Genomic DNA, 15,531 nt, shown 5'->3' on the forward strand with positions numbered 1-15,531 from the left:
ATACAATGTTGCAGATGATGTTTTGGCGGCTGTAGCTCAGCTGGATAGAGTACTTGGCTACGAACCAAGGGGTCGTGGGTTCGATTCCTGCCAGCCGCACCAAAAAATCATGTTTTACCATGCAAGAAACGCTGTTACAATCTTGTTTTTTGCGGCTGTAGCTCAGCTGGATAGAGTACTTGGCTACGAACCAAGGGGTCGTGGGTTCGATTCCTGCCAGCCGCACCAAAAATTCGTGTTTTACCGGACAAGAACGCTGTTACAATCTTGTTTTTAGCGGCTGTAGCTCAGCTGGATAGAGTACTTGGCTACGAACCAAGGGGTCGTGGGTTCGATTCCTGCCAGCCGCACCAAAATTCGTAAGATGAAAGGCCTGATGAGTGATCGTCGGGCCTTTTTTCTTTAAATGTAAGCCCTTGAAAGATAATGAGTATTCTTCTTTTGAGTGCTATACCGGACGACAGAACGCTGTTACAATGTTGTCTTTCGCGGCTGTAGCTCAGCTGGATAGAGTACTTGGCTACGAACCAAGGGGTCGTGGGTTCGATTCCTGCCAGCCGCACCAAAATTCGTAATATTCGTAAGATTCGTAAGAAGCGGGGCCTGATGAGTGATCATCAGGCCCTTTTTCTTTGCTCTTCAGCTTGCAGGCTGCAGCGGAGCTGCCTGCTTGGCGCAGCGGGCCGACAGGATCGAACGTTCAATCGGATCGGCCACCGCCCGGATCGCCTCCTGCGAACAATTGGCCGCTGTAGCGTCTGGGACCTTGGGCTTCTTGCCCAGCTGGTGCCAGGCCCACGTTGACAACAGCACCACTGCAATCAAGGTCATCACGGTACTGGGCTGGATTTTCATGCCACCACCTGGCGCGGCGCGCCCGCCACCCATGCTTCCACGTTGTCGATCAGCTGGTCCGCCAGCACCTGCATGGCTTGCGTGCTGGCCCAGGCCGAGTGCGGCGTGAGGATGAAGTTCGGCAGTCGCAGGTTCAGCAGCGGGTTGTCGGCCGGCGGCGGCTCTTGCGTGAGCACGTCGACACCGGCGCCGCCGATCACGCCGGCGCGCAATGCATCGGCCAGCGCCTGCTCGTCCACCAGGCCGCCGCGCGCGGTGTTGATCAGCAGTGCGCTGCGCTTCATGCGCACCAGTTCCGCCGCGCCGATCAGGTTGCGGGTCTGGTCGTTGAGCGGCAGGTGCAAACTCAGGACGTCGGAGGTCTCCAGCAGTTCGTCCCACGACACCTGCGCCACACCTTCGTCGGTCACCGGCGAACGGTTGAATACCACCACCTCCATGCCGAACGCGCGCGCGATCGCGGCCACCGATTTACCCAGCGCGCCGTAGCCGGCCAGGCCGAGGCGGCTGCCGGCCAGGTCCTGGACCGGATGGCCGAACAGGCAGAATTGTTCGGCCTTCTGCCACAGGCCCGCTTCGATATCGGCGCGGTAGGCCACCAGTTGCCGCCGCAATGCCAGCATCAGCGCAAACGTATGCTCGGGCAGGGTGTGCACCGCGTAGTTGCGGATGTTGGAGACCACGATGCCGCGCGCGCGGCACGCAGCCAGGTCGATGATGTCGGTGCCGGTGGCCGACACCGCGATCATCTTCAACTCCGGCAGCTGGTCCAGCGTGTCCGCGCGCAGCGGCACCTTGTTGGTGATGGCGATGGTGGCGCGCGCATCGCGCAGGCGCGCGACCGCATCGGCAGCTTTCGTGGCCGGATACTCGGTCCACTCGTGTGGAAAGGACGGCTGGCGCACGTTGGCGATCAGGCTGTCGCGGTCAAGGAAGACGATGCGGTGATTGTCATTATTGCTCATACGGCGGACTCCAAGGTTGAGGGTGCGGTGCGCTTGCCGGCGGCGGCGCCTTCGGCAAGCGCATGCCGGGGTGGCTGGCAAACAGTTCGGCGATCCATTCCACGAACACGCGCACCTTGGCCGACAGGTGGCGGTTTTGCGGGTACACCACGTGCACCGGCAGCGGGTCGATCGACCAGTCGTCGAGGATGGTGGTCAGGCGGCCGTCCGCCAGCATGGCGTCGACCACGAAGCCGGCGGTCTGGATGATGCCCAGGCCCGCCACCCCGGCGGCGATGTAGGCGTTGGTATCGTTGACGGCGATCAGGCCGGGCAGGGCGACCTGCAGCCGTTCGCCGTCGCGGGTAAAGTCCCATTCGAGGATTTTACCGCTGCGCGAGGAAAAATAATTCACGCACCGGTGCTGCAGCAGTTCGCGGGGATGGGCAGGAATACCGTAGCGCCGCAGGTAGTCGGGCGCGGCGCAGCAGATAAAGTCGAGCATGCCCACCCGGCGCGCGATCAGGCTCGAATCGACCAGCACGCCGCCGCGCACCGCGCAATCGACGCCTTCCTCCACCAGGTCCACGCTACGGTCGCTGCACCCCATCTCCACCTGGATGTCCGGGTAGCGCGTGAAAAAGTCGGGCATGGCGGGAATGATGACGTCGTGCGCCAGGCCGGTGGGCACGTCCACCCGCAGCCGCCCGCTGGGACTCAAGCGCGTGCGCGACAGCGATTCCTCGGCGTCGCGCACATCGGACAGGATGCGCAGGCAGCGTTCATAATAGGCGGCGCCGTCGGCGGTTACGCTCACGTGGCGCGTGGTCCGGTGCAGCAGCTTGACCGACAACGCCGTCTCCAGCGAGGCGATCAGGGTCGACACCGTGGCCTTGGGCAGTTGCAGGTTGTCGGCCGCGCGCGTGAAGCCGCCGGTATCGACCACCTCCACAAAAACTTCCATCGCTTGTAGTTTATTCATTTGTTCGCCTCATTGTTCAGGATCCTGAACAATCAATTCAGTTTTGCCGTCTTTATCGGATTGTAGAACAGGTTTAAGATTGCTGTACTGCACAAAGAAAAAGAAATGATTCCGGTGGCAGGCTACAGTTGAGGAAGGGACCTATCATGAAAAATCTGGATGGAATGTTTGCCACGATCGCCATTGCGCTGACCACGGTCGCGCTGGCGGGCGTCATTTCCACCGATGCCTATCTGCAGACGGCCAAGGCCGAAGTGCAAGGCGTTCGTGCCCTGACCGAAGTCGCCAGCGGCGACGCGCTGGCCTGTGCCGACACCTCGCTGGTCGCCGGCGACGGCTTGACGGTGACCCGATGAACACCGAGTCCAGCACCAGCGCTAGCCAGCAGGAGCAACCGCTGCCGCAGCTGTCCGACCGCATCAAGGTGCGCGCGCTGGAAGTGGGCGGCGCCGAAGGCCCGCTCGCGGCGCGCCTGTACACCAGCGGTGATTCGGCTAAACGCGATGGGGGCAAGCGCGACACCCTGCTGGTGTTCTTCCACCCGGGCGGTTTTGTCGGCGGCGACCTCGATGGCGCCGACATCTTCCTGCGCCACCTGGCCGACGACAGTCCGCACATCGCCGTGCTGTCCTCGAGCTATACGCTGGCCACCGAACGCGCCTTCCCGGCAGCGGTGGAAGACGCCCATGCAGTGCTCAACTGGGCCAAGAAGAACAAGGCCAAGACTGCATGGACCGGCAAGCGCTTGCTGGTGTGCGGGATCGAAGCGGGCGCCAATCTGGCGGCAGTCTGCGCCTTGATGTCGCGCGACCGCGGCGGCCCGGCGCTGGCCGGCCAGATCCTGATCATGCCCATGCTCGACCCGGGCCTCACCACCTGCTCGATGCGCGAACTGCAGCAGGCGCCGGAACTGCTGGAGGTGGCCGATGCCTGCGCCGCCGCCTACGCCGGCTACCTGCCCAATTGCGCCGACCGCACCCACCCGTATGCTTCGCCGCTGCAATCGAGCCGCCTGAAAAACCTGGCCCCCGCACTGATCCTGTCCGCCGAGGACGATCCACTGCGCGACGAGGCCGAACAGTATGGCGCCAAACTGATCGCCAACGGCGTCAAGACATCCGTGATCCGCATGGCCCCCGCGCTGCAGTCAGAAGCGGGTGAGCGTAACGAGTGCGCGTGCAAGTGCGTCGCGCTCGGCGAGATCGCCACCTTCATCGCGGGCCTCGACCGGCCCGGTGCGGAGTCTCCTTCTTAGCGGTACCGATTACCTGTTAGTCCAACAGTAACACCCACGTCCCCACTGGCTTGCCGGCGGGGCGCTCGACTCTTGTTGTCTGTTTTTCCGTGCATCGCCCTGGCTGTCGGCAGGCGCCGCCGTTTCTATTAATAATTTTCATGCATAAAGGGATAAAAAATGAAAACCATTAAACAAATGACCGCTTTGGCAGGGCCGCTGGCCGCTGCCATGGCGCTGGCGGGCCTGGCCACGATAGGCCTCACCGGTTGCGACGATGCCAATAGCAAGACCGCACAAGCGCAGGGCGCACCGCAAGGCGGACCGCCGGTGTCAGCAGCGGCCGTGGTCGAAAAGACCCTGACCGAAACCCAGGAATTCTCGGGCCGCCTGGAGGCGATCGAACAGGTGCAGATCCGTCCGCGCGTGGCCGGCTTCATCACGGCGATTAATTTCAAGCCGGGCAGCCAGGTCAAAAAGGGCGACGTGCTGTTCGTGATCGACGCCCGTCCGTTCCAGGCCGAAGCCAACCGCGCCAGGCTGCTGCCGGTTCGGCCCGTGCCAAGGCCGAACTGGCCAAGCTGGAATTCGATCGCGCTGAAAAGCTGCTGGCCGATAAAGCCATCGCCCAGCGCGAACTCGACGAACGCTCGTCGAACTTCAAGCAGCTCGACGCCGACGCCCGCGCCGCGCAAGCCCAGTACGAAGCAGCCAAGTTGAACCTTGATTACACCCGCGTGACGTCGCCGATCAGCGGCCGCGTCTCGAAAGCGGAAATCACGCTCGGTAACCTGGTCGATGCCTCGGCCGTGCTGACTTCCGTGGTCTCGCTGGAAAACATCTACGCCTCGTTCGACGGCGACGAAGAGACCTACCTGCGCGTGGGCGCCGCTGCCCACAAGGGCCAGCCGGCCGTGGTGCGTATCGGTCTGGCCAACGAAGAAGGCTTCCCGCACGAAGGCAAGCTCGAATTCGTCGACAACCAGCTCGACGCCCGCAGCGGCTCGGTGCGCATGCGCGCCCGCCTGGCCAACGACGACGGCGCCCTGGTGCCTGGCCTGTTCGCCCGCGTGCAACTGGCCGGTTCCACCGGCGCCAAGCCGGTCATGCTGATCAACGACCGCGCCGTGAGCACCGACCAGAATCGCAAGTTCGTCTTCGTGGTCGGCGCCGGCAACAAGGCCGAGTACCGTCCGGTCACGCTCGGCCCGCAAGTCGATGGCCTGCGCGTGGTGCGCTCCGGTCTGAAAGCCGGCGAGAAGATCGTCGTCAACGGCCTGCAGCGCGTGCGCCCCGGCGCGCCGATCACGCCGACCATCGTGGCGATGGACGCCGACCCGCTGGCCGCCAACGTGGCGCAGCCAGAAACCAAAAAAGATGAAAAAGTCGCCGCAGTGTCCACTGCTGCCAAGGCTGGCGCTACCAAGGAATAATTACAATGAACATCTCCCGATTTTTTGTCGACAAGCCGATTTTCTCGGCCGTCCTGTCGATCATTATTTTTGTGGCCGGCTTGATCGCAATTTTCAAGCTGCCGATTTCCGAGTATCCGGACGTGGTGCCGCCATCGGTGGTGGTGCGCGCGCAGTACCCGGGCGCCAACCCCAAGATCATCGCCGAAACCGTGGCCGCGCCACTGGAAGAGCAGATCAACGGCGTCGAGAACATGCTGTACATGTCCTCGCAAAACACGTCCGACGGCGCGCTGGCGCTGACCGTGACCTTCAAGATCGGCACCAACGTCGAGCAGGCTGAAACGCAGGTGCAGAACCGCGTCCAGCGCGCCTTGCCGCGCCTGCCGGAAGAAGTGCGCCAGATCGGTGTCACGACCGTCAAGTCGTCGCCCAACCTGACCATGGTGGTCCACCTGCTGTCGCCGAACGGACGCTACGACGACCTGTACCTGCGTAACTACGCGGTACTGAACGTCAAGGATCAACTGGCGCGCCTGCCCGGCATGGGCGAGGTGCAGCTGTTCGGTTCCGGCGACTACGCCATGCGTGTGTGGCTCGATCCGCAAAAAGTCGCTGCGCGCGGCATGACCGCCGGCGACATCGTCGACGCGATCCGCGAGCAGAACGTGCAGGTCGCTGCCGGTGTAATCGGCCAGGGCCCGAGCAAGGGCGCCGACTTCCAGCTGACCGTCAATACCCACGGTCGCCTGCAGAACGAAGAAGAATTTGGCAACATCATCGTCAAGGCCAGTGCCGACGGCGCTGTCACGCTGCTCAAGGACGTGGCGCGCCTGGAAATGGGCTCGAACTCGTACGCTTTGCGCTCGCTGCTGAACAACAAGTCTGCTGCCGCAATTCCGATTTTCGAAGCGCCGAACGCCAACGCGCTGCAACTGTCGGCCGACGTGCGCGCCACCATGGAACGCCTGTCGAAGGACTTCCCGGAAGGTGTCGCTTACGACATCGTTTATGACCCCACCCAGTTCGTGCGTGAGTCGATCAAGTCGGTCATCCACACCCTGATCGAAGCGATCGTGCTGGTCGCCCTGGTGGTGATCATCTTCCTGCAAACCTGGCGCGCCTCGATCATTCCGCTGCTGGCCGTGCCGGTGTCGGTGGTCGGTACCTTTGCGGTGATGCTGGCCTTCGGCTTCTCGATCAACACGCTGTCCCTCTTTGGGCTGGTGCTGGCCATCGGTATCGTGGTCGATGATGCGATCGTGGTGGTGGAAAACGTGGAACGTAACATCCACGACGGCCTGTCGCCGCATGACGCGACGATCCAGGCGATGAAGGAAGTCAGTGGCCCGATCATTGCGATCGCCCTGGTGCTGTGCGCCGTGTTCGTGCCGATCGCCTTTGTGTCCGGCCTGTCCGGCCAGTTCTACAAGCAGTTCGCGCTGACCATCGCCATTTCGACCGTGATTTCGGCATTCAGCTCGCTGACCCTGGCCCCGGCCCTGGCCGCAGCGCTGTTGAAGCCACACGACGCACCGAAAGACATCGTCACCCGTGGCATGGACAAGGTGTTCGGCGGCTTCTTCGGCTGGTTCAACCGTTTCTTCAACCGCGCGTCGAACAACTATGAAAAAGGCGTGACCGGCGTATTGAAGCGCAAGGGCGGCTCGCTGGTGGTGTACGCGGTGCTGGCCGTCGCTGCCGGTTTCATGTTCAAGGTGGTGCCGCCGGGCTTCGTGCCGGCGCAGGACAAGCAGTACCTGATCGGCTTTGCGCAATTGCCTGATGCCGCTTCACTCGACCGCACCGACGCCGTGATCCGCAAGATGTCGGACATCGCCAAGGACATTCCTGGCGTGGCCAACTCGATCGCGTTCCCTGGCCTGTCGATCAACGGTTTCACCAATGCGCCGAATGCCGGTATCGTGTTCGTCGGCCTGTCGGACTTCCACCAGCGCACCAGCAAGTCGCAGTCGGCCGAAGCCATCGCCGGCGAGATCAACAAGCGCATGGGCGCCATCGAAGGCGCGTTCGTGATGGTGCTGCCACCACCGCCGGTGAATGGCCTCGGCACCACCGGTGGCTTCAAGCTGATGCTCGAAGACCGCGACAACCTCGGTTACGACGCGCTGTACAAAGCGGTGCAGGCAGTGCAGGCCAAGGCCGCGACCAACCCGAAGCTCGCTGGCGTGTTCTCGAGCTACCAGATCAACGTGCCGCAGCTGTTCGCCGACGTCGACCGCGTAAAAGCCAAGCAGCTCGGCGTGCCGCTCAACACGATCTACCAGACCTTGCAGATCAACCTCGGTTCGCTGTACGTCAATGACTTCAACCAGTTCGGCCGTACCTACCAGGTGCGGGTGCAGGCCGACCAGCAGTTCCGTTCGCACGCAGAAGACATGGGTCAACTCAAGGTCCGCAACGACCGTGGCGAGATGATTCCGTTGTCGTCGCTGATGCGCGTGAAAGACAGCTATGGCCCTGACCGCGTACAGCGCTACAACGCTTTCGTCGCCGCTGAAATCAACGGTGCACCGGCGCCTGGCGTATCGTCGGGCGAAGCACAGGCCGAGATGACGAAAATTGTCGAGGAAGTGCTGCCGAAGGGCATCTCGTACGAGTGGACCGAATTGGTCTACCAGGACATCCTGTCCGGTAACACCATGATGTACGTGTTCCCGTTGTGCGTGCTGCTGGTGTTCCTGGTGCTGGCCGCCCAGTACGAAAGCTGGACCCTGCCGCTGGCCGTGATCCTGATCGTGCCGATGTCGATCCTGTGCGCACTGATCGGCGTGAAGCTGACCGCTGGCGACAACAACGTCTTCACCCAGATCGCGCTGTTCGTGCTGGTGGGGTTGGCGTCCAAGAACGCGATCCTGATCGTGGAGTTTGCCCGTGAACTGGAACTGCAAGGCCGCACCATCGTCGAAGCGGCGCTGGAATCGTGCCGCCTGCGTCTGCGCCCGATCCTGATGACGTCGATCGCCTTCATCATGGGTGTGCTGCCGCTGGTATTCTCGAGCGGCGCCGGTTCGGAAATGCGTCATGCGATGGGTGTGGCGGTGTTTGCCGGCATGCTGGGCGTGACCTTCTTCGGCCTGTTCCTGACGCCCGTGTTCTACGTCCTGCTGCGCAACCTGTCGGTCCGGCTGGAGCGCAAGAAAACCGTGGTAGCCGGCGCACCTGTCGTCACCGCACCAAAACTGGAAGGGAACCATTAACATGGACACTAAGATGAACAAGCTGCAAATGATCGCCAAAGGCGTGGCTCCCGTCTTGGCCGCATTGCTGATGACCGCATGCGCCGCCCCCGAGTTCAAGCAACCTGCCATCGACGTGCCGACCGCCTTCAAGGAATCGCAGGCGCCGGTACCGTCGGAGGTCACCACCCACGTGCAGACCGCTGCCGACGGCAGCACCTGGAAACAGGCGCAGGCTGCCGAAGCGCAGCCGCGCGGCGAGTGGTGGCTGGCCTTCAACGATACGGCCTTGAATGAGCTGATCGCCGAAGCCACCCGCGCCAACGCCAACCTGGCCGTGGCAGCGGCCCGCGTCAAGCAGGCCCGCGCGATTGCCGGCGTGGCCGAAGCGGACCGCATTCCGCAAGTGGGCGCCAACGTCGGCGCCCAGCGCCAGCGCGCCTCGGCGCCGTCGCTCGGCCTGCCGGATGGCACGCCGGTCCGCCCCGGCAACGTTTATACCGCCAACCTGTCGGCCAGCTACGAAGTCGATCTGTTCGGCCGCGTATCGTCCAACGTGGCGGCAGCCCGCAACGATGCCGCCTCGGTTGAAGCGACCTACCGATCGGTGCTGCTGTCGGTGCAGGCCGACGTGGCGCAGACCTACTTCCGGCTGCGCGCCACCGACGCCGAACTGGAAACCCTGGCGCGCACCGTGCAGACGCGGGAAGAAGATGTGCAGGTCAACCAGCGCCGCTTCGACCTGGGCGACATCGGCGAATTCGACCTGTCGCGCGCGAAGACCGAACTGGCGACGGTGCGGTCCGAAGCGATCGGCCTGCAACGCCAGCGCGTCACGGCCGAACACGCACTGGCGGTCCTGCTGGGCAAACCGGCGGCCAGCTACACGGCCGGCGCCAGCCCGCTGCTCGATACCGCGCTGCTGCCGGTGATTCCTGCCGGCCTGCCGTCGTCGCTGCTCGAGCGCCGTCCCGACATCGCCGCCGCCCAGCGCACCATGGAAGCGGCCAACGCCCGCATCGGCGTGGCCCGCTCGGCCATGTTCCCGGCGCTGACCCTGAGCGCCACAGGTGGTGGTACCGCCGCGCAGTCGTTCTCCAACGTGTTCGAGTGGAGCAGCCGTTCGTGGATACTGGGTGCGCTGATGTCGATGCCGATCATCGACGGTGGCCGCAACAAGGCCAACATCACGCGCAGCGAAGGCGCGCTGGAAGAATCGGTCGGTACGTATCGCCAGAGCGTGCTGGTAGCCTTCGCCGAGGTGGAAGACAACCTGGCCGGCCTGCGCATCCTGGCCGGACAAACCGCGCAGATGGAAGCTGCGCTGGTGTCGGCCCGTCGTTCGGCCGACCTGGCGCAAAAGCTGTACGCGGCTGGCCGGTCGAGCTATATCGACCTGCTCGACGCGCAGCGCAACCTGGCGGCGGTGGAACGCACCGCAGTCCAGCTGCGCGGCACCCGCGCGGTGACCACGGTGGCGCTGATCCGTGCGCTGGGCGGGGGCTGGGATAGCCCGACCGCGCAGACGGTGGCGCAGCAGTAAATGAAAAACGGACCTCAAAGGTCCGTTTTTTTATTCCCCCGCACTGCCAGAGCCGGGGTCGGACCCCTCCGGGTCCGCCCCCCAAACCGGAGCGATCGCGCGCCACAGCACGCGATTCAGGGCTTACTTGGCTGGGGTAGCTGGCGTTGCTGGCATCGCCGCTGCATCAGCTTTCACGGTTTTTTCGTGGGCTTTGGCCTTGGTTTTGTGGGCCTTGGCGTGGGCGTCGGCCTTGTCGGCTTTGGCATCGGCCTGGGCTACGGCGACGTCCTTGTTGGCTTCGGCTTCTGCCTTGGCGGTTTTGGCGTCGGCCTTGATGTGGGCCTTGGTTTCCTTGGCGGTGGCTTTGGCATCAGCCTTGGCTTCTTTCGCTTCGGCCTTGGCTACAGCCGGTGCCGCTGGGGTGGTGGCTGGGGTTTGAGCGAAAGCTGCGGTAGCGAACAGGCCGGCGATCACGGTAGCGATAATTTTTTTCATGATGAAGTTTCCTCGTTTCGGTTGATAGGGCCCGGGACTATTCCCGTGTCTCTGAGCGTAAAAACGCGTGCCGATCAGTTGTCGTTGACGGCCTTTACAATCGCTTACATGTTCGTCATCGCACAGAAACACAGCGGCGTCGGGCCTACGCTGGAGCCATGACAGCCTCTCTCAAAACCTACAAGTCCAAGCGCGACTTCACCATCACCCCGGAACCGGCCGAAGGCGGCACCGAGGGCGGTGAACACCTGGCCTTCGTGATCCAGAAACACTGGGCCAGCCGTCTGCATTACGACTTTCGCCTCGAGCTCGATGGCGTGATGATGAGCTGGGCCGTGCCGAAAGGCCCAAGCTACGACACCCACGACAAGCGCATGGCCGTGCACGTGGAAGACCATCCGATTTCCTATAACGACTTCGAAGGCACGATCCCGGCCAAACAATACGGGGCAGGGAAGGTCATCATCTGGGACAAAGGCAGCTGGCAGCCGGACGGCGATCCGCGCCAGGGCCTCGCCGCCGGCAACCTCAAGTTCACACTGCACGGCCACAAGCTGCGCGGGCGCTGGGTACTGGTGCGCATGCGCGGCAAGGGCGAGAAGCAGGAGCCGTGGCTCTTGATCAAGGAGAAGGACGATTACGCACGGCCTGCCACCGAGTTTTCCGTGATCGATGAGATGCCCGACAGCGTGAAGGCGCTGCCGATGCCCGATGGCGCCGGCAAGCTGACCGAGGCCGCCGCGAAGGCGGCCGATACCGCCAAAGCCACTGGCGGCGCCAGGGCTGCAAAAGCCGGAAGGTCCACGGGAGCTGCAAAGGGCGCCAAGCCAGCTGAAAAAACCACCACTGCCAAAACTGCGAAGCCTGCCAAGGTCGCACTGCCGGAAAAGCTGTCGCCCCAGCTGGCCACCCTGGTGGACGGCCCGCCGCCCGACCCCGAGAACTGGCTGTTCGAGATCAAGTTCGACGGCTACCGCATTCTGGCCCGGGTGGATGGCAAGGATATCCGCCTGATTACCCGCAACGGCAACGACTGGACCCACAAGCTGCAGCCATTGCAGAAAGCGCTGGCGAGCATGAAGCTGCCGCCCGGCTGGTACGACGGCGAAATTGTCGTCCATAACGAAGAGGGAAGGCCCGACTTCGGGCTGCTGCAAAACGCTTTCGATGTCAATTCGCCTGGCGAGATGGTGTACTTTATTTTCGACGCGCCGTTCCTCGATGGCCGTGACTTGCGCGATACGCCACTGGAAGAGCGCCGCGCGCAGCTCGAAGCGGTACTCGATAAACGTCCGAACGACACGGTGCGCTACAGCGCCGCCTTGGCCGCCGCGCCCGAAGACATGATCGCCGCCGCGTGCAGCATGGGGCTGGAAGGCATCATCGGCAAGCGCCGTGATGCCAGCTATGCGGCGCGGCGCAACAGCAGCTGGATCAAGCTCAAATGCGGCCAGCGCCAGGAATTCGTCATCGGCGGCTATACCGACCCGCAGGGCGCGCGCAGCAGTTTCGGCTCGCTCCTGCTGGGCACCTACGATGCGGACGGCACGCTGCGCTACGCCGGCAACGTGGGCAGTGGCTTCAATGGCGCATCGCTGCGCGACCTGAAAGCGAAGATGGACAAGCTGGCAACGGGAAAAAGCCCGTTCGCGCCCAGCCGCGACATCGACCGCAAGGCGCACTGGCTCAAGCCCACGCTGGTGGCGGAGGTGGCGTTCGGTGAATGGACCAGCGCCGGCTCGATCCGGCATTCGGTTTTCAAGGGGCTGCGCAAGGATAAAAAGGCGACGTCCATCGTGCGCGAACTGCCCGCCCACATGAAGGAGGAAAAATCCGTGAAAGAGCCCGAGCCACTGGTAGCGGGCAAACTGCCCCCATCGTTCAAGGTCACCAATCCGGACCGTGTGATCGACAAGCAGAGCGGCGCCACCAAGATCGACCTGGTGCGGTACTACGCGCTGGTCGGCGCGCTGATGCTGCCGCACCTGAAGGGCCGCCCGGTCTCGCTGGTGCGTGCGCCGGCCGGCGTGGGGGGCGAACTGTTTTTCCAGAAGCACGCCGATACCGACAAGATGGACGGCGTGAAAAACCTCAAGCAGTCGCTCGATCCCGAACACGCGCCGATGCTGGAAGTGTCCACCCAAAAGGGGCTGCTGTCGGCAGCGCAGTGGAACGTGGTGGAGCTGCACACGCAAAACGCCAATGCGGCCACGTACGAAAAGCCCAACCGCATGGTGTTCGACCTCGACCCCGGCAAGGGCGTGGAATGGAAGCAGGTGCAGGAGGCGGCCATGCTGATGAAGGCTTTCCTCGACCAGCTGGAATTGCCGGCATTTTTAAAAACCAGCGGCGGCAAGGGGCTGCACGTGGTGGTGCCGATCAAGCCCGGTTATGGCTGGGACGATGTAAAAGCGTTCTCGCAGGCGATCGTGGCGCACATGGCGCACAATATTCCGGAGCGCTTCGTGCTCAAGAGCGGTCCGAGCAACCGGGTAGGGAAGATCTTCATCGATTACTTGCGCAATGGACGCGGCGCCACCACCGCCTGCGCCTGGTCGGCGCGTTCGCGTCCCGGCCTGGGCATTTCGGTGCCGGTGAGCTGGGAAGAGTTGGGCGAGCTCCATGGTGGCGACCACTGGACGGTGGCCACCGTGCACACCCGGCTCGATGTCGGCAATACGCCGTGGGATGGCTATGCCAAGGCCGCCAAGGGGCTGGCGCCGGCGATGAAGATGCTCGACTTCAAACCCCAAGGCCGCTAGGTTCAGCCGGACGTCTTATTTTGCCAGGCTGGAGATGTCGTCCCCGCGCAGGCGGGGACCCAATGGGCAGGCGTTGACGTCAAGCCGCCTTGCGCGCAGTGGGAGACTTGGCGGCAGGCTTGCGGGCAGCCGCCGTTTTGGCCTTGGCGGGGGCAGTTTTGGCAGCGGCCCGCTTGCGCGGCGCCGGCGCCTCTTCCTCGGCTTCCTCGTCCTGCGCAGGCGTGGCCTTGGCTGCACCCTTGCCGGAGCGCTTGCCCAGGCTGTCCTGCAACAGTGCCACCAGGTCCACCACGTTCGACGACCTGGGCGCCTTGCGTTCCGGTTCCGGCGCAGTGAGGGTCTTGGTCTGGCCGGCCTTGATCTTCTTCTTGATCAGGGCCATCACGTCTTCCTTGTAGGTGTCGTGATATTGCGACGGATCCCATTCCTCGGCCATACCCTCGACCAGCGAGAGCGCCATTTTCAGCTCCTTGTCGCTGATGCCAGCGCTTTTAAGTGACACCGGCGGGAGCTTGAGATCTTCGCTGTCGCGGATCTCGGTCTCGAAGCGCAAGGTGTTGAGCACGATCTTGTCATCCATGCACACCAGCGCGCACAGGTGCTGCTTGGTGCGGATGACCACCGTGGCGATGCCGATCTTGCCGGCGCGGCGCAGCGTTTCGCGCAGCAGCGCATACACCTTGGCGCCGCCTTTCGACGGCGCCAGGTAATACGGATGCTCGTAATAGGTGAGCGGCACGTCGGCCGCATCGACAAAGGCCTGAATGTCGATGGTGCCGGTGGCCTCCACGTTGGCACGCTTGAGGTCTTCGTCGGACAGCACCACGTATTCGCCGTCCTCGTACTCGTAGCCCTTGACGATGTCGTCCCAATCGACGTCCTTGCCGTTCTTCTTGTTATAGCGTTTGTAGCCCACGGGCGAAAAGTCGCGCCGGTCGAGCATCGACAGATCAAGGTCGTGCTCCTGTACCGCCGTGTACAAATCCACCGGGATGTGCACCAGGCCGAAGCTGATGGCGCCTTTCCACAACGCGCGGGCGGCCACTGTCAGCTCCCCACCGAGCCGGTTACCGGCAGCACGATGCCGGTGATGTAGCTGGCGCAGCTGGGCGCGGCCAGGAACACGTAGGCAGGCGAGAGCTCCTGCGGTTGCGCGGGCCGGCGCATGTCGGCCTGGGCGCCGAATTCGGTGATCTTGTCGGGCGACTGGTCGGCCGGGTTGAGCGGCGTCCAGACCGGGCCGGGCGCCACGGCATTGACGCGGATGCCAAGCTCGAGCAGATTCGACGCCAGCGACATGGTAAATGCGTGGATCGCGCCCTTGGTGGTCGAGTAGTCGATCAGTTTGGCAGAACCCTTGAGGCCGACGACCGAACCGGTATTGATGATCGCTCCGCCTTTTTTCAGGTACGGCACCACCGCCTTGGCCATGTGGAAGTAGCCATACACATTGGTCTTCATCGTCATGTCGAACCGTTCCTCGGTGAGGTCGGTGATTTTTTCGGCATGTTCCTGGAAGGCGGCGTTGTTGACCAGGATGTCGAGCCGGCCGAAGCGCTGGTGCACCTGCTCGGCCACCTCGCGGCAGAACTGCGCTTCGCGCACGTCGCCGCGTATCAACAGGCAGCTGCGGCCTTCCGCTTCCACGTACCGCTTGGTGTCGATCGCGTCCTGGTCCTCGTCCAGGTAGACGATGGCGACGTCGGCCCCTTCGCGCGCATACAGTACCGCCACCGCGCGGCCAATGCCGGAGTCGCCGCCGGTGATGATGGCCGCCATGCCTTCGAGCTTGCCGCTGCCCTGGTAGTCGGGCGCCATGAATTCCGGCTTCAGGTCCATCTGCGCCTCGAGCCCCGGCTTGGCCAGGTGCTGCGCCGGCAGCGGTGTTCCCGGATAATCGTGGTCGGTGGTCTGCACCGGCCCCTTGCTTTCCCCGGACTGGCTGCCGCCCGATGGTGTTTTTTGCTGGTCATGCTGATCCTGGCGCTGCTGGATCTCGCGCTGTTCGCTGGCGGTGCTGCCGCCGCTGCTGTTGCCTTGATTGCCGTGATTGTGCTGGTTGTCCATGGTGCCTCCGATTGCGATGAACTATCAGTATTGGCGCCGCCCCCATCGATGACGG

At 63.3% G+C, this 15,531-nt stretch carries 11 protein-coding genes, 4 tRNA genes and 1 pseudogene; 10 read left to right on the top strand and 6 right to left on the bottom strand.

What is annotated here, in order from left to right; genetic code table 11:
* Nucleotides 1-25: 25 nt before the first annotated feature.
* The 4 genes from J2X54_RS19025 (at nt 26) to J2X54_RS19040 (ending at nt 565) form a co-directional block, all read left to right on the top strand.
* Nucleotides 26-102 (top strand) — tRNA-Arg (locus J2X54_RS19025).
* 49 nt (nt 103-151) lie between these two features.
* Nucleotides 152-228, top strand: a tRNA-Arg gene (locus tag J2X54_RS19030).
* 48 nt (nt 229-276) lie between these two features.
* Nucleotides 277-353, top strand: a tRNA-Arg gene (locus J2X54_RS19035).
* Between the two features lie 135 nt (nt 354-488).
* Nucleotides 489-565: transfer RNA gene (locus J2X54_RS19040), tRNA-Arg, on the top strand.
* 74 nt (nt 566-639) lie between these two features.
* Here J2X54_RS19040 and trbK read toward each other — a convergent pair.
* The 3 genes from trbK to J2X54_RS19055 are packed head-to-tail and all read right to left on the bottom strand — an operon-like array spanning nt 640 to nt 2,781.
* Nucleotides 640-855, bottom strand: a complete 216-nt coding sequence (gene trbK / locus J2X54_RS19045; protein WP_310182644.1) for an entry exclusion lipoprotein TrbK — start codon at nt 853-855, stop codon at nt 640-642.
* Nucleotides 852-1,820, bottom strand: a complete 969-nt coding sequence (locus tag J2X54_RS19050) for a D-2-hydroxyacid dehydrogenase (RefSeq protein WP_310182645.1) — start codon at nt 1,818-1,820, stop codon at nt 852-854. Before J2X54_RS19050 ends, trbK begins: the two co-directional genes overlap by 4 nt.
* Nucleotides 1,810-2,781: a LysR family transcriptional regulator gene (locus J2X54_RS19055; protein WP_310182646.1), complete on the bottom strand. Its 972-nt coding sequence runs from the start codon at nt 2,779-2,781 to the stop codon at nt 1,810-1,812. Before J2X54_RS19055 ends, J2X54_RS19050 begins: the two co-directional genes overlap by 11 nt.
* Before the next feature lie 146 nt (nt 2,782-2,927).
* Between J2X54_RS19055 and J2X54_RS19060 the strand changes: the two genes are divergently transcribed.
* From J2X54_RS19060 to J2X54_RS19080, 5 genes and pseudogenes are all read left to right on the top strand, one after another.
* Nucleotides 2,928-3,137 (top strand): hypothetical protein, encoded by a 210-nt coding sequence (locus J2X54_RS19060; RefSeq protein ID WP_070246520.1) that lies wholly within the window; start codon nt 2,928-2,930, stop codon nt 3,135-3,137.
* Nucleotides 3,134-4,036 carry an alpha/beta hydrolase gene (locus tag J2X54_RS19065; RefSeq protein WP_310182648.1) on the top strand — a complete coding sequence of 301 codons (903 nt, stop codon included), beginning with the start codon at nt 3,134-3,136 and terminating at the stop codon, nt 4,034-4,036. Before J2X54_RS19060 ends, J2X54_RS19065 begins: the two co-directional genes overlap by 4 nt.
* 159 nt (nt 4,037-4,195) lie before the next feature.
* Nucleotides 4,196-5,448: pseudogene (locus J2X54_RS19070) on the top strand (efflux RND transporter periplasmic adaptor subunit).
* Between the two features lie 5 nt (nt 5,449-5,453).
* Nucleotides 5,454-8,648: an efflux RND transporter permease subunit gene (locus J2X54_RS19075; RefSeq protein WP_310182649.1), complete on the top strand. Its 3,195-nt coding sequence runs from the start codon at nt 5,454-5,456 to the stop codon at nt 8,646-8,648.
* Between the two features lie 13 nt (nt 8,649-8,661).
* Nucleotides 8,662-10,170 (top strand): efflux transporter outer membrane subunit, encoded by a 1,509-nt coding sequence (locus J2X54_RS19080; RefSeq protein ID WP_404990936.1) that lies wholly within the window; start codon nt 8,662-8,664, stop codon nt 10,168-10,170.
* A gap of 123 nt (nt 10,171-10,293) precedes the next feature.
* Here the strand turns inward: J2X54_RS19080 and J2X54_RS19085 are convergent, their stop codons facing one another.
* Nucleotides 10,294-10,647 (bottom strand): hypothetical protein, encoded by a 354-nt coding sequence (locus J2X54_RS19085; protein WP_070246524.1) that lies wholly within the window; start codon nt 10,645-10,647, stop codon nt 10,294-10,296.
* 158 nt (nt 10,648-10,805) lie between these two features.
* On the opposite strand from J2X54_RS19085, the gene ligD reads away from it, so the two are divergent.
* A complete protein-coding gene (gene ligD, locus J2X54_RS19090) occupies nt 10,806-13,409 on the top strand; it encodes a DNA ligase D (RefSeq protein WP_310182652.1) in 2,604 nt (867 codons plus the stop codon).
* Nucleotides 13,410-13,488: 79 nt separating this feature from the next.
* On the opposite strand, the gene J2X54_RS19095 is transcribed toward ligD, so the two are convergent.
* Nucleotides 13,489-14,454, bottom strand: coding sequence for a Ku protein (locus J2X54_RS19095; protein WP_310182653.1), 966 nt, complete (start codon nt 14,452-14,454; stop codon nt 13,489-13,491).
* A gap of 2 nt (nt 14,455-14,456) precedes the next feature.
* Nucleotides 14,457-15,476: an SDR family oxidoreductase gene (locus J2X54_RS19100; RefSeq protein WP_310182655.1), complete on the bottom strand. Its 1,020-nt coding sequence runs from the start codon at nt 15,474-15,476 to the stop codon at nt 14,457-14,459.
* Nucleotides 15,477-15,531 lie beyond the last annotated feature (55 nt).

The sequence above is a fragment of the Duganella sp. 3397 genome, from assembly GCF_031456625.1.
In the GTDB taxonomy this organism is placed as follows: Bacteria; Pseudomonadota; Gammaproteobacteria; order Burkholderiales; family Burkholderiaceae_D; genus Rugamonas; species Rugamonas phyllosphaerae.

Bases quoted from the DNA above. Each gene is read 5' to 3' on its own strand.
- J2X54_RS19065 (WP_310182648.1), top strand. From the start codon at position 3,134: ATGAACACCGAGTCCAGCACCAGCGCTAGCCAGCAGGAGCAACCGCTG.
- J2X54_RS19085 (WP_070246524.1), bottom strand. From the start codon at position 10,647: ATGAAAAAAATTATCGCTACCGTGATCGCCGGCCTGTTCGCTACCGCA.
- ligD (WP_310182652.1), top strand. From the start codon at position 10,806: ATGACAGCCTCTCTCAAAACCTACAAGTCCAAGCGCGACTTCACCATC.
- J2X54_RS19060 (WP_070246520.1), top strand. From the start codon at position 2,928: ATGAAAAATCTGGATGGAATGTTTGCCACGATCGCCATTGCGCTGACC.
- J2X54_RS19080 (WP_404990936.1), top strand. From the start codon at position 8,662: ATGAACAAGCTGCAAATGATCGCCAAAGGCGTGGCTCCCGTCTTGGCC.
- J2X54_RS19050 (WP_310182645.1), bottom strand. From the start codon at position 1,820: ATGAGCAATAATGACAATCACCGCATCGTCTTCCTTGACCGCGACAGC.
- trbK (WP_310182644.1), bottom strand. From the start codon at position 855: ATGAAAATCCAGCCCAGTACCGTGATGACCTTGATTGCAGTGGTGCTG.
- J2X54_RS19075 (WP_310182649.1), top strand. From the start codon at position 5,454: ATGAACATCTCCCGATTTTTTGTCGACAAGCCGATTTTCTCGGCCGTC.
- J2X54_RS19100 (WP_310182655.1), bottom strand. From the start codon at position 15,476: ATGGACAACCAGCACAATCACGGCAATCAAGGCAACAGCAGCGGCGGC.
- J2X54_RS19055 (WP_310182646.1), bottom strand. From the start codon at position 2,781: ATGAATAAACTACAAGCGATGGAAGTTTTTGTGGAGGTGGTCGATACC.